Source organism: Achromobacter sp. 10T422 (genome assembly GCF_056394065.1).
In genome coordinates this window covers 401,557-413,672 of record NZ_JBFTHD010000008.1, presented here as the reverse complement: position 1 = coordinate 413,672, position 12,116 = coordinate 401,557, and the positions used below count along the sequence as shown (strand labels likewise).

The window sequence follows — 12,116 nt, the reverse complement described above, 5'->3', positions numbered from 1 at the left end:
CCAACCCACTTGCACAAAACACGCGAACGGAAAATGACATGCCGAACTTAATCCCCTCTTTGAACGATGTGAAGTCCCTGGATGGCCGCATCTACGCATTGCTTTCGACTGACGAAGTCCGCGTGTTGGACTTCTATGGGAAGCAGGGTCGGAAGTTCGACGTTCTCGTATCGATCGTCAACGAGGCCGATCCGGTGGAGCTCGCTGCGGCACGTTCGCAAAACGAAGCCGTGGATATAAAAAAGCGCGCCAACAGCCGAGTCTCCGTCACGATCGGCCCGGCCGCAGAGTTGGAATGGGCTGCGCGGGCATGACCGCCGTGGCAACGACGCCTTCACGCTTAAGCGCCCCATCCGGGTCAGCACCAAAATAGAACAGCAAAAGGATTCGCAATGCACTCGAACAAATCGCTCGCCAAGCTCAACGCTCAAATTCAAGCCCTGCAACGACGCGCCGAAGCGCTTCGCATCAATGGCCGGGCGTCAGCCCTACAAAAGATCGTCGCGCAGATGCATGAGTTTCAGATTGCTCCCGCAGATATCCAGGCCGCATACGGTGCAATGAAGTCGACCCGCGCCAAGCGAAAGAAGGTCGTAGATCGAAAAGAGCCTCGTCGCCCCGTGGCGCCAAAATACCGCCATCCCGAATCGGGAGAGACTTGGACTGGTCGTGGACGCGCTCCCCGCTGGCTTACGGCAGTAGAAAAGGGCGGAGCACTGCGCGAACAGTTCCGCATTTAACATCTGCGGGCCGGTTACCTTCTTCGTTGAGGTGACGCACCCTATAACTACCGTCCGACTTCTTCCCAACAGCCTAAGGAGCCAACGATGTTCTTGATCTTGTACATAGCGTTCGGAATCATTACCTACGCCCTATCCTGGATACTGGCTACGGCAGGAATGCTGAGATTGTTGGAGATTCACTCTGTTTTCGATCGACTACTGCCCGATACGAATTGGTGGTTCCTCCTACTACTGGCCGGCAGTCTCTATGTTTTCTGGGATGCTGCGCAGAATTTTGTGACAGTCGTTCTGAAGCGCCTGATATGGTCTCCTGATGACGGCAAAATCTGATTCAGAACAGCTGTGAAGCGCGGATATTCGGTAAAATGAAGCCTTACCCGGAGGCCTCCAAATGCTTACTGCTCACGACCTGAAGGACCGCCATCGCGCAGTCGTCAATGCGGTAGCCAGCCAGCGTCTCGAGGGGCTGGAGCCAGATGCGCGGACTATCGCAGATCTTAAGCGTGCCGCGGACGGAACCTTGAGCGTTCAGGACGTGATCAATACGCTGCGCGCCCGCGTAGCGTCTGGGGAGTTTCGCTCCCCCACCGCCATCGAATAGCATTGGCCGCCTCCTTGGCGGCCATTTCGCTACGGCCATGGCAAAGTATCCAATTAACTCAAAAGACCCCTACGTAGATCCTGATACAGGCGTTCTACGCAACAGATTTGGCATCAGCGACCAATCCGAACTGGATAGGGTTGAAGCGACCTTTGCTGCCGTGCGGTCTTATGAGCTTGCGGTATCGCCCGTTCGAGGCGAGTTTGACCTGGCGCACCTTCAACAGATTCATCAACGTCTGTTCGGCGACGTCTATGACTGGGCGGGCAAGATCCGCACGGTCGACATTTCGAAGGGCACAACACGCTTCGCCAGCCACGAGCAGATCACAAGCTATGCGCCCCAGATCACGAGACCACTTTCGCGCGAAGGTCTCCTGAAGGGCCTTGCGCCTGATTCGTTCAGTGAGCGTGCTGGTCATTACTTGGGCGAGTTGAATGTGCTTCATCCCTTCCGGGAAGGCAATGGCAGAAGTATTCGGGAGTTCATCGGTCAGCTTGCGAGGGATGCCGGCTACGGCATTGACTGGCAGGGCGTTGATCGGGGCGAGATGACGAAGGCGTCGATCGAGGCCTATCAAGGAGACTCGCAGCGCATGGCGCACTTGATTCGCGCCAGTCTTCGAGAAATTGACCGGGAATACGCTCTGGATTTGGCCAGGGCGGTGGCAGGCGATCGCGCACACGTCGTTCAGGCTATTCCTGGGCAGAGCTATGAAGGCGTGGTTATCGGATTGACCGAGCGGTACCTGGTTCAAGAGCAAAAGGGCCAGGCTGGAGAGATGGTCCTGCACAGCCGTCGCGCGCTGCTCAACGTGGATCTCGCCGTCCCGGGGCAGATGGTCGGGATACGCTATCCGCATGGTGGCGTTGGCCTGGTCGAGCGCACGGACCTACAGGCTGAGCAAGCCTACTCGATGCAACATCAGCGTGATCGCGACCTGGGGCGCTGAGCGGGCACCTGTTTAGCCGCGAAATTTCTACGGTCTATTTTCAGCTCAGCCAGCCTCCGGCGCCTTGATAGGTGAACATTCGTGCTGAGCAATAAGGTGGCCATGACCGCGAGGTCAGGGCCGTTCAGCGCAAAAAGACGCACGCTGTCTGGGACATGCGTCTTCGCAGAAATGCTAGCACGTCGACATGACGGGCAGAGCGCATTCCAAGTCAGAGGGGCAGCGCGAACCGGTTCGGTTTAGCCGCTAAACACCCAATTCAAAACACGTTTATCCGAACCCGTGGATATGTGGATGATCGCTTCGCGACCGCCCGGCTCGCTCTGCTCGGCCCGTGGACAACCGCTGATGGACAAACGGTGGACAGGCTCCGCCTGACCACGCGCTTGACCACAGGGTATGCCGACCGGCTACCCGCGCTTCTCCCACATACCCACCGGCCCCCATCAAGCAGCCATAAGATACATAACTTCTAAACATGCCCCAGTAGGCGCTAATGCTCGTTGTTGCGCGGAAGCCAAGCCAAGCGGCCAAGCCGCTAAGGCAGCCTCTACTGTCTTTCATAACCAATGGCCTTCATCGCTTTTCCCAGTGATTGGGGCAGATAGTCATCCCACGGCGAGTTTGCGACGTCGAGCCGATTGTGTATGTTGGCGATAGTCCACTGCGCGCCGCCGGTCACCTTGGGTAGTTCATCCCAAGCTAGCGGAACGGAGACGCCCAGCCCAGGCCTGGCGCGAGCAGACCAGGCCGACGCCGTTGTTGCTCCAAAGCCGTTGCGCAGGTAATCCACGAAGATCTTTCCCACCCGGTTCTTAGGGCCACTTTTCGCGACGAAAATCTGCGGTAGCGTGCGTGCCAGATGCCGTACCACCGTCTCGGAAAACCCCTTGACGGTGTCCCAGTCGTATTGCCTACGCACCGGGATCACCACGTGCAGCCCTTTACCGCCGCTTGTCTTGAGCCATCCGGCCAAGCCGATGCCGTCCAGCAGCACTCGCACCAGCTGGGCACCTTGTTGGACCGCCTGCCAGGTCACGCCTTCACCAGGATCCAGATCTAGGATCAACCGATCCGGCTTGCCTATGGCGCTCTTGACGGCATTCCAGGTGTGAAACTCGACCACGTTCATCTGCGCGGCCGACATGATTGCTTCTTGCGTCGGGACCTCGAGCAGCGCCGGATGGCCTGGATGTAGTTTTTCCGGCAGTGCCGTCACGCCAGGTATTGCGGCATCAAGGTGCTTCTGAAAGAACAGTTGTCCTTGTATGCCGCTCGGTGCACGCACAAAGGACACAGGGCGATCTTTCAGGTGTGCCAGCAGCAACGGGGCGACTAGGCCGTAGTACCGCGCCAGATCAAGTTTCGTCAGGCCGGTTGAGGGATCGATCACCCGGTCCGGATTGGACAGCTTTCCAGGCTTTGGCCTACTGCCTGCTCCACGCGGCTTGAGCTCATCGGTGGCCTCTTCAGCCGTGGCATGAGCCTCTACCGCGCCAGCAGGCAGGGGCACCTCTCGCGTAATCGATTGAGGTGCCTTGTCGGTGCGAAGGCCGCGAAACGTTGCATGCCGCACGTGGCCACCTTCCGTCCATTCACCAAACGATACCTCGCATACCAGCGTAGGCTTTACCCAGCGAACGTCCCGGGCGGACTTGGGCTTTCCGACAGTGAGCGGACTAGTCTTTTGGACCAAGGCCATCAGTTTTTTATGCAGTTCGGCCAGGCCGCGGTCGTCAAAGCCCGTGCCCACGCTGCCTGCATATCGAATGCCTCTGGGTTCATCATGGACTCCGAGCAGCAGAGCACCGAATCCGACGCGGCCGCCCTTTGGCGCGGTATACCCAACGATGATGAACTCTTGCCGTTGAGCACACTTAATCTTGACCCAGTCGTCGGTGCGCCTGGAGACGTATGGCGCGGACTGCCGCTTGCCCATGATTCCCTCCAAACCCATGCGGCAAGCAGACGCGATCAGATCTGATGGTGACGCATTAAACGCCTCGCTGAAACGGATCCGATCGTCCTTGCTGGCGGCGATGAGCTGCGCGAGCAAATCTCGGCGCAATCGCAACGGCTCGCTACGGATGTCGCGGCCGGCGATGTAGGGCAGATCGAACGCATAGAAGACGATGTCCTTTGTGCGCTTGCCGTCGAAGGCGTTCTGCAAGGCCTGGAAGCTGGGCACGCCATTGTCAGCAAGGACGACGATCTCACCATCGATCCATGCAGACTGCGCAGGAAGGCCGCGCAGGGCTTGAACCAAATGTGGCATCTTTGCAGACCAGTCGTGGCCGTTCCGCGTGAACAGCTTGACGTTCGGGCCGTCGATCCTGGCCAGCATCCTATATCCGTCGAACTTCACCTCGTACAGCCAGTCGTCCCCGCGGCGTGGGATACCGTCGACGAGCGTGGCCAGCTGTGGCTTGAGTGACCCCGGCATATCGGTCTCCTGCCCCGGTAGCGTCGACGCAGTGGGAGGATCCTTCCTGGGGGCTTGCTTGGCGGTGCGCTTCTTTTTCTTACGAAGGGGTACAACACTGTCCGGCAGCTCGTCGACAACGCTGAATTCGTGACTGCCACGCGCGAAGGCGTCTTTGTCCTTTATGAGCAACCACGGAGGCTGCTTTTCGTCTTCCTTGCCGTGCAGACGCACCAGCGCCCAGCGCCCGTGCATCTTTGACCCCTCCAGGTCGAACTTCAGGTGTCCTGACTTGTATCCCCGGCGAGGGTCCCCCACGGGCGTCCAAACGCCTTCGTCCCAGATGATGACCTTGCCTGCGCCGTATTCCCCCTTCGGGATATCGCCTTCGAACTCGTTATAGGCAATAGGGTGGTCTTCGACCTGGACCGCCATACGCTTAACGGTCGGGTCATACGACGGCCCTTTTGGCACAGCCCAGCTTTTCATCGCGCCGTCGAGTTCCAGGCGTAAGTCGTAATGAAGCCGACTGGCCCAGTGCTTTTGGATGACAAATGCTCGCTCGGCTTCATTAGCCAGACCGCCTTCTGCCGGTTCCGAGGTCACCGCAAAGTTGCGCTTTTCGCGGTATTTTTTCAGGGAATCCGACATTTCGGGTCACTCAAGTGAACAGGGCCGACACGCGTGTGCCGGCCCGATTTCTACTTGCTCAGATGCGTACGCACGGCGCTCACCGACACTCCAACGGCTTTAACCGCTGCGCGCAGCTGCGATTCAGTCACGCCCAGCTCTTTGGTCCAGTAGCGAAGCTCGTGAGGCTCGTTGACATTGATGCGAGACCGGTCCTGCGGCCCACGGTTGTTGAGATCATCGGACATGTTGGCTCCTTTGGAACAAGAAACCCCCGTGCAGCAACTCTCGTTCCCAATCTGGCCTCGCGCTGTTTAGCCGCTAAACATAAAGGACGCTTTTCCTGGCCAGGATCAACGTGCAGATCCAGAGGACGCTGCGACCGCCGCCCTGCCATCCTGCGTTGAGCCGTGTTGGGAAACGCCGGCACCACCGAAACAATGCTGAGGCTCGGCCGGAGGAAAAGGGTGCGGCGCCGGCGTAATCTGGAAAGTGATCGCTCTTGTTTTGATGTTCCACGGCGCGTCTTCATAGACTTGTCGCGTGGCTTTGAGTCCGCGCTGGCGTGCCAGGTAAACATGAATAAGGCCGGTGCCGCCCACGCCCATGGGCTTGGGATCTGCCAATGTCACTTCGGCAGTGAGGTCACACTTAGACAGCGCCTTCCTCAACTTTCGGTCCAGCCGCCCTCCTGTTGTGTCGTTGACCAGCAGTGGAGACGTAAACCTCAGTTCGACTGCCCCGGCTGCCTTCGCCATACGAACAACATTGTCTAATTCCCGGAACACCCCCCTCCACAGTGCCGTGGGATGCTTCGCCTTGAGGAGGTTCAGATGCACAGACCAAATTCCACGTCCCTGGTTGCTCACCACGAGGATCCGGCCGTGATGGTTGTGCAACAGTCGACCGAGGGTGACGGCACTTAGAGATACCGCCACCGCCGCCCACGCGTTCAAACCTTGGTCGAGTATGACTGTGAAGGCCATCGCAGCGGAAATGACTCCGACCGCCACCAGCATCCCCAGCCACGGTCGGACCCTCGACCTGGCAACCATCACAAAGGCGCAAAGGACAAAGGGAGTTCCCGACAACGGCCGCAAGATCCATTGCCACGGGACCACAAATCCGTAGTGAACCATCGCGCCCAGGGTCGCTGTGATCCAGTAACCCGTGCAGCGGAGCAAACTCAGGAGAGGTGTAGGCATGTGATAGTGAGGAAATTGAATATCACATGATATGTCCAAACGAAACTCTGGTCCTGAAGAGGCGGCTTACCTGTTTAGCGGCTAAACGAGGACGGACATAGCAAAAGCGCCCCATTCGGGGCGCTTGTTCGGTCGGTCGCTTAGGTGGCCGGATTGCAGCTGTCCGGTCGCCTCTTGGCGACGGAGACTGCAAACGGATTGGCGGATGGATTGGCCCCGCGTTGCGCCGACTCCTTCTTCCAGCCTTCTTCCCAGGCATTCACTCGCTTGAGCCATTCGCCGGGAGATTCCCCTGTATGTCCTGGCATAGCGTCCGCCTTCAGATACGGGCAGTTCAAAAGGCTCAAACCCCTGCGGGCTGCCTCCGCGCCCTGCTTCTGGATGTCGTCGAGCATGGCTTTCGCCCTCCAAAAGATGCGGGGGACTAGTATGCGATGAAACGCCGTTTGGAACAATGGAGCCCCTGTACTGGGCGGGGCGCTTATCGCGGCCCCATCCCCTTGCGAGGCTTGAAAGGCCCTTCGAGCAATTCGCGAATCATTTGCTCCTGCTCGGCCACGCATGGTTCCGCCACCAAGGTTTCCCACCACTCGTCGTAGACCGGCGCCAGCACGCCGGAAGGACGCTTGAATTCGCCAGAGAGCTGCTTGGTGCGAAGGACGAACGACCGGTACCGCTTGACCTCTAAGAGCAGGGCAAGGACGTCGGCGTCATTAATCTTGCCGTCGGGGCCGCGATGGCGGTCTTGGATGGCGCGAAGCTGAGCGAGAGGCAAGGGCGGCTTAAACGGCATGGAGAAAAACAACTGTATGGACGTACAGTATAAACATGCCTAGAATTCCCGCCATATGCCCCCGATTTGGGAGCCGATGGGAACAGAGCTTTGGATAATTCCGAGTGGCGGCGCGCCGATGACTATTACTGGGCAGGTCCGCCTGGCTGGACCATCTGCCGGGTCTGGGTAGACGGACGGTATCAGCACGAGCTGTGGCACACGCGCGGAGAGGCGGGTAGGTTGATCGGGATGAGGGCGTCTTTTGAGGGTGCGCTGGCGCTGTACGAACACCAAGCCAAGGCCTGACCCAACCCGCCTTCAGGCCGGATCGATAGCGTCCGGCAGTTGGTACTTAGAATTTCCAACCTCTTGCCGTACAGGGTGCCAGGTGAAGGCGTCCTCGGGCAGGCAGTCCTTCAACAGCGCACGCGCATCTGTCAATGGACAGGAAGGGTCAACCCATCGCCGAGCGACATCCGGCGGCAGCGCCACCGGCCGCCTGGCGTGGATGTCCACCATTCCACCTTTCGTATCGTTGGTCACGATGGCAAAGCCATGTGCGGCATCTAACGGCGCGCCGGGCGACCAGGCCGTCAACCCGGCGAAGTAGAGCGGGCCATCACCGTGGATGTAGTGGGGCTGCTTCGTGCCGTCCACAAGCACGGGCCACTCGTACCAGCCGTCTGCCGGCACCAGAATGCGGCCAGCTCCGATGAGAAAGCGCCAGGGCCATCCGTTCTTCAGGATGGTCTCCAGCTTCGCGTTGCTCATGAAGTGTTTGGAGTCGGGACGCTTGTATCCCCACGGCAGCCTGCCCATGGCCTCGGTGCCTTCAGCCAGGCGATGCAAAGTGAGCGGGCGCGTGCCCGGGGGTATGTTGAATCGCGGCCCCGTCGGGTCCGCGAAGATCTGGCTCTGGTTGGTAAAGATCCGCTCAACGTAGTCCAGCGGACCCGATTTCTGAACGATTCGACCGCACATCGATCACCTCTGTGAATGCAGATGTCTGGCCAGTATAGGCGCGCGCGTGCCGTACTGAAGGTGGCCAACCCCCGGGGAGAGGGGGCAGTCTTGCGTCTTTGGCGATCATGACACGCTGTTCTCGCCGTCAAGTGCTGCGCAACGCCGGCGGCGCCGGCGCCGCTTGCGGCCAGGGGCCGGCGGGCCACTTGACCGCTCCGCTGCAGCGTATCCCAGGATCGCCGGGCAATCCCGCCCGGCACTGGAGATCCAGCAATGCAGTATTCCATCGCGTTCAACACCAACGATCACGCCGCCGGCGCGCTCTTCGTACAGGATTCCGCTGGCGCCGTGCGTCCGGCTGCGCCGAAAGAGATCCTCGCTGCGGCGCGTGAGATCGTCCTGCAGGAGATCCAGCGGGGCCAACTCATGGATTCGCCCAAGCTCGTGCGAGAGTTCTTGCAGCTGCGGTTGAACCGCAGCCTGGAGCACGAAGTGTTCGGCATCATGTACCTGAACCCGCGCGCAGAATTGATCGCATACGAAGAACCGTTCCGCGGCACGTTGAGCAGCGCGCCTGTCTACCCGCGCGAGATCGTCAAAGCTGCGCTGGCGCACAACGCGGCGAGCGTGATCCTGGCGCACAACCATCCGAGCGGTCATGCCGAACCGAGCTCTGCCGACATCAACATGACGCGTCAGCTCAAAGATGCGCTCGCGCTGGTCGGCACCACCGTACTCGATCACCTGGTCGTAGCCGGCAGCAGGATCGTCTCGTTCGCAGAGAAGGGCATCATGCCCTGACCTGCAGCGCCTGGGCCTGGCGCTGGTGTCAGGCCTTGGGCGCATCTTTGCCCTGCGCGCACCAGGCGCAAGGGGCTTTCGCGGCATATAGCCGCTCGCTGCGCTCGCTTTATATTCCACGTCCCCTTGCCCCCGGCGCTTGTTCCGCAGGGCGCCAGTGCTCCCGTCCCGCCACCCGGCCGGGCCCTACTTCTGAGGAGCACGACATGACCCAAGCCACTCTTTCCGTCGCACGCCTGGTTCCCGATGGCGAACGAATGAACTTTCTCCCCAAGGCGTTCGGAAGTCGCCTGATGCTGCGCGGGGAAATCAGCGTCTACAACTGGCTGGATCGCCTGTCGCAGGAATACAGCGGCGGCTTCTGGCACTACTACGAGATCCCGAATGGCTTCTACATGGCGCCGGCCGACTACGAGACGCTTCACATCGTCTGGCCGATGAACCGGTGCGACCGAACCATGTCGGCAGACGCCGCCGGCATCGTGGCCACGCTGTACGCCCTCTGCGAACTGTGCAGCCAATACCGTAGCGACGACCTGGCCGAGAAGTACCATGCCCTGCGCGACTTCGCCGGCGAACACGCCGAGGCAAACGCCATCTTCGCGGCGATCGATTGATGCCATCCCGGCCCGCTTCGGCGGGCCTTTCTTCTTCTGCGCGCCATCAAGCCATYGTGGCTCAGCCCCTGCTAAGTGGCGCTGCAGGGGAACGGCTGCGCATTCAAGTTGGACCGTTGAAAGCCATACGGGGTGGCGGGTCTGCATTCCCGGTCAGTGTGCCACGGCGTTCTCGCGTTCAAGTGCGGCGCGGCGCCGGCTGCGCCGGCGCCACTTGCGGCCGCTGGCCGTCTTCGACACTTGAGCACTGCGCTGCGCCGTGCCTCTCAAGTTCCGGGCATTCCCGCCCTGGCAACCGGAGAGACCACATGGCAAAAACCTCAAATGCACAACAACACCGTTTCCTGAACAACGCCGACGCCCATCAGAAGGAAATCGTCAGCCTCATTCGGCATGTCGCGCGTACGCGCGGCATCGACCGCGTCTGGAGTGATTGGGTGGAGATCTGCGCGATCGCATTGGCACGTGCAGACCTGGCGCAGCGCGAGGTGCGCGAACAGCGCTACCTGCAGGTGATCGCTCAGTACGAGCGAGCCGAGCTCGACCAGCTCGTCCAAGCGTTCTCGCACCTGGTCATGGCATACGAGGTCCGGGTTCAGGCAGCAGACTTCGGCGACGTGCTGGGGAGCACGTTCATGATGCTGGACATGGGCAACGCTCGCGCCGGCCAGTTCTTCACGCCCTATGAGGTGTCGCGCCTGATGGGCAACACGATGATGGGCAATGGCCAGGGTCTGGCCGATAAGACGAGCGCGCAGGGGTTCGTCCGCGTACTGGAGCCGGCGTGCGGCGCCGGCGGCATGTTGATCGCGGCGGCGCACGCGATGCACGATGCGCAGCTGAACTATCAGCAGTGCATGCACGCGACTGCAATCGACATCGATCAGCGGTGCGTGCATATGACATTCATTCAGCTGGCGCTCTTGCACGTGCCGGCCGTGGTGATTCATGGCAATGGTCTCACGGGCGAGTGCCGGGAGCAGTGGTTTACGCCGGCACACATCCTGGGCGGCTGGGCCGCACGGCTTCGCCGTCGCGAAGCGGAGGAGGGCGATCGGGCGCTACTGCAAACGCCGGCGGCCATGGACGAGATCCGCGTCGACCAGGTGGCGGCCGACAGTCCATCGGCTGATATCGATGCGCCGCCGCAGGCCATTCCGAAGGCCATCCGCCAAGCTGCTGCCGCTGGCCAGATGTCGCTCTTCTAGCGAGGTTGCAATGGCCCCTCTAGGGGCCTGGCGCGCCGGCGACGCGCCATCTTCGGCACATGCAGGCCAACAAGCACTGCACGGAGCATACAGTCGCATCCCACTCCCCCACGGACGCTAGGGCCGCTGCGCGCGGCTTTGTAGCCGCGGCCCCATCTTCAAGGGCTTTCGCGGCATAAACCGCTCACCGCGTTCGCTATTTATTCCACGTCCCTTGACCGCGCTTTCGTGGGCTGCGCCCGCCTGCCCCGTGCAGTGCAATGCAGATCGGCTGACATTGCTGCACGCAAGGAGCCAACCATGAGTCGTGTTGTCCTGGGCGATTGCCTGTCCGTTCTTCCCACCTTGCCGGATCGCTGTGTTGACCTGGTGCTGACCGATCCGCCGTACCTGGTCAACTACGTTGACCGCTCCGGTCGGAGCATTGCCAATGATCGCACCGACGAATGGATGACGCCGGCATTTGCGCAGATGTTCCGCGTGCTCCGCGATGACGCGTTCTGCATTTCGTTCTACGGCTGGAATCGCGTTGATCGGTTCTTTGCCGCTTGGCGCGCGGCAGGCTTTCGTGTTGTAGGCCACATCGTGTTCGCCAAGCAATACCAATCGAATGCGCGATTCTTGGCGTACCAGCACGAGTCGGCCTATTTGCTGGCCAAGGGCCAGCCAGCCCTGCCGGCGACGCCATTGCCCGATGTGCTGCCCTGGAAGTACACCGGGAACCGCCACCATCCGACCCAGAAGCCGGTTGAATGCCTGACACCGCTGATCGAAACCTTTAGTCGTCCGCGCGACATTGTTCTAGACCCGTTCGCAGGCTCCGGCTCGACATGCGTAGCCGCCCGTCAGACCGGCCGACGTTTCTACGGAATCGAAATGGACCCGAAGTATCACGACGCCGCCTTGCAGCGTCTGGCGCTGGCAAACCAAGAAAGGATTGCAGCATGAGCCGGGATGAATGCGAATTGCAGAGTGGGTTAACCGCCTACCTACGAGGCTACGGCCGCAACAATCGGGCCGGTTTATCCGCGATCGCCTCATACGGCGCCTGGCCCGTGCTGGCGGCACGGGAAACCGAACAACGACTGGCGCGGTTCCTTGAATCCTTGCCGCTGGACGAGGTGCGAGCCATCGCCCAGTCGAAAATCAACCTCAATGAGCTGGCCAGCCAAGTGCTGGCCGAGCTGGACACGGAGTGA

15 protein-coding genes are annotated in these 12,116 nt (G+C 60.5%); 9 read left to right on the top strand and 6 right to left on the bottom strand.

Annotated features, from left to right (window positions below; all coding sequences use genetic code 11):
- Positions 1-38 precede the first annotated feature (38 nt).
- The 4 genes from AC1DB0_RS23420 to AC1DB0_RS23405 all read left to right on the top strand — a co-directional run bounded on the left by AC1DB0_RS23420 (position 39) and on the right by AC1DB0_RS23405 (position 2,296).
- Positions 39-314 (top strand): hypothetical protein, encoded by a 276-nt coding sequence (locus tag AC1DB0_RS23420; protein ID WP_447577065.1) that lies wholly within the window; start codon positions 39-41, stop codon positions 312-314.
- A gap of 78 nt (positions 315-392) precedes the next feature.
- A complete protein-coding gene (locus tag AC1DB0_RS23415) occupies positions 393-740 on the top strand; it encodes an H-NS histone family protein (protein ID WP_447577066.1) in 348 nt (115 codons plus the stop codon).
- Between the two features lie 394 nt (positions 741-1,134).
- A complete protein-coding gene (locus tag AC1DB0_RS23410) occupies positions 1,135-1,344 on the top strand; it encodes an antitoxin VbhA family protein (RefSeq protein ID WP_447577067.1) in 210 nt (69 codons plus the stop codon).
- Between the two features lie 37 nt (positions 1,345-1,381).
- Positions 1,382-2,296, top strand: coding sequence for a Fic/DOC family protein (locus AC1DB0_RS23405; protein ID WP_447987930.1), 915 nt, complete (start codon positions 1,382-1,384; stop codon positions 2,294-2,296).
- A gap of 550 nt (positions 2,297-2,846) precedes the next feature.
- Here the strand turns inward: AC1DB0_RS23405 and ligD are convergent.
- From ligD to AC1DB0_RS23375, 6 genes are all read right to left on the bottom strand, one after another.
- Positions 2,847-5,369: a DNA ligase D gene (gene ligD / locus AC1DB0_RS23400; RefSeq protein ID WP_447987931.1), complete on the bottom strand. Its 2,523-nt coding sequence runs from the start codon at positions 5,367-5,369 to the stop codon at positions 2,847-2,849.
- A gap of 50 nt (positions 5,370-5,419) precedes the next feature.
- Positions 5,420-5,596, bottom strand: a complete 177-nt coding sequence (locus AC1DB0_RS23395) for a DUF3606 domain-containing protein (protein ID WP_083447496.1) — start codon at positions 5,594-5,596, stop codon at positions 5,420-5,422.
- 105 nt (positions 5,597-5,701) lie between these two features.
- Positions 5,702-6,334, bottom strand: coding sequence for a hypothetical protein (locus AC1DB0_RS23390; protein WP_476757899.1), 633 nt, complete (start codon positions 6,332-6,334; stop codon positions 5,702-5,704).
- Between the two features lie 359 nt (positions 6,335-6,693).
- Positions 6,694-6,948 carry a CrpP-related protein gene (locus AC1DB0_RS23385; RefSeq protein WP_447987933.1) on the bottom strand — a complete coding sequence of 85 codons (255 nt, stop codon included), beginning with the start codon at positions 6,946-6,948 and terminating at the stop codon, positions 6,694-6,696.
- 86 nt (positions 6,949-7,034) lie between these two features.
- The gene (locus tag AC1DB0_RS23380; protein WP_476757898.1) at positions 7,035-7,358 is read right to left on the bottom strand and encodes a hypothetical protein; all 324 of its coding nucleotides are present in this window, start codon (positions 7,356-7,358) and stop codon (positions 7,035-7,037) included.
- A gap of 288 nt (positions 7,359-7,646) precedes the next feature.
- The gene (locus tag AC1DB0_RS23375) at positions 7,647-8,309 is read right to left on the bottom strand and encodes an SOS response-associated peptidase (protein ID WP_050448740.1); all 663 of its coding nucleotides are present in this window, start codon (positions 8,307-8,309) and stop codon (positions 7,647-7,649) included.
- A gap of 255 nt (positions 8,310-8,564) precedes the next feature.
- Between AC1DB0_RS23375 and AC1DB0_RS23370 the strand changes: the two genes are divergently transcribed.
- The 5 genes from AC1DB0_RS23370 (at position 8,565) to AC1DB0_RS23350 (ending at position 12,116) form a co-directional block, all read left to right on the top strand.
- Complete coding sequence (locus tag AC1DB0_RS23370) at positions 8,565-9,092, top strand: JAB domain-containing protein (RefSeq protein ID WP_476757897.1); 528 nt, start codon at positions 8,565-8,567, stop codon at positions 9,090-9,092.
- 206 nt (positions 9,093-9,298) lie between these two features.
- A complete protein-coding gene (locus AC1DB0_RS23365) occupies positions 9,299-9,709 on the top strand; it encodes an antirestriction protein (protein ID WP_476757896.1) in 411 nt (136 codons plus the stop codon).
- 308 nt (positions 9,710-10,017) lie between these two features.
- A complete protein-coding gene (locus tag AC1DB0_RS23360) occupies positions 10,018-10,917 on the top strand; it encodes an N-6 DNA methylase (RefSeq protein WP_476757895.1) in 900 nt (299 codons plus the stop codon).
- Positions 10,918-11,217: 300 nt separating this feature from the next.
- Positions 11,218-11,865, top strand: coding sequence for a DNA methyltransferase (locus tag AC1DB0_RS23355; protein ID WP_447577078.1), 648 nt, complete (start codon positions 11,218-11,220; stop codon positions 11,863-11,865).
- Positions 11,862-12,116, top strand: a complete 255-nt coding sequence (locus AC1DB0_RS23350; protein ID WP_476757894.1) for a hypothetical protein — start codon at positions 11,862-11,864, stop codon at positions 12,114-12,116. The genes AC1DB0_RS23355 and AC1DB0_RS23350 overlap by 4 nt, the downstream gene beginning before the upstream one ends.

Bases quoted from the DNA above. Each gene is read 5' to 3' on its own strand.
- AC1DB0_RS23395 (WP_083447496.1), bottom strand. From the start codon at position 5,596: ATGTCCGATGATCTCAACAACCGTGGGCCGCAGGACCGGTCTCGCATC.
- ligD (WP_447987931.1), bottom strand. From the start codon at position 5,369: ATGTCGGATTCCCTGAAAAAATACCGCGAAAAGCGCAACTTTGCGGTG.
- AC1DB0_RS23385 (WP_447987933.1), bottom strand. From the start codon at position 6,948: ATGCTCGACGACATCCAGAAGCAGGGCGCGGAGGCAGCCCGCAGGGGT.
- AC1DB0_RS23410 (WP_447577067.1), top strand. From the start codon at position 1,135: ATGCTTACTGCTCACGACCTGAAGGACCGCCATCGCGCAGTCGTCAAT.
- AC1DB0_RS23390 (WP_476757899.1), bottom strand. From the start codon at position 6,334: ATGGCCTTCACAGTCATACTCGACCAAGGTTTGAACGCGTGGGCGGCG.
- AC1DB0_RS23355 (WP_447577078.1), top strand. From the start codon at position 11,218: ATGAGTCGTGTTGTCCTGGGCGATTGCCTGTCCGTTCTTCCCACCTTG.
- AC1DB0_RS23350 (WP_476757894.1), top strand. From the start codon at position 11,862: ATGAGCCGGGATGAATGCGAATTGCAGAGTGGGTTAACCGCCTACCTA.
- AC1DB0_RS23420 (WP_447577065.1), top strand. From the start codon at position 39: ATGCCGAACTTAATCCCCTCTTTGAACGATGTGAAGTCCCTGGATGGC.
- AC1DB0_RS23415 (WP_447577066.1), top strand. From the start codon at position 393: ATGCACTCGAACAAATCGCTCGCCAAGCTCAACGCTCAAATTCAAGCC.
- AC1DB0_RS23405 (WP_447987930.1), top strand. From the start codon at position 1,382: ATGGCAAAGTATCCAATTAACTCAAAAGACCCCTACGTAGATCCTGAT.
- AC1DB0_RS23360 (WP_476757895.1), top strand. From the start codon at position 10,018: ATGGCAAAAACCTCAAATGCACAACAACACCGTTTCCTGAACAACGCC.
- AC1DB0_RS23370 (WP_476757897.1), top strand. From the start codon at position 8,565: ATGCAGTATTCCATCGCGTTCAACACCAACGATCACGCCGCCGGCGCG.
- AC1DB0_RS23375 (WP_050448740.1), bottom strand. From the start codon at position 8,309: ATGTGCGGTCGAATCGTTCAGAAATCGGGTCCGCTGGACTACGTTGAG.
- AC1DB0_RS23365 (WP_476757896.1), top strand. From the start codon at position 9,299: ATGACCCAAGCCACTCTTTCCGTCGCACGCCTGGTTCCCGATGGCGAA.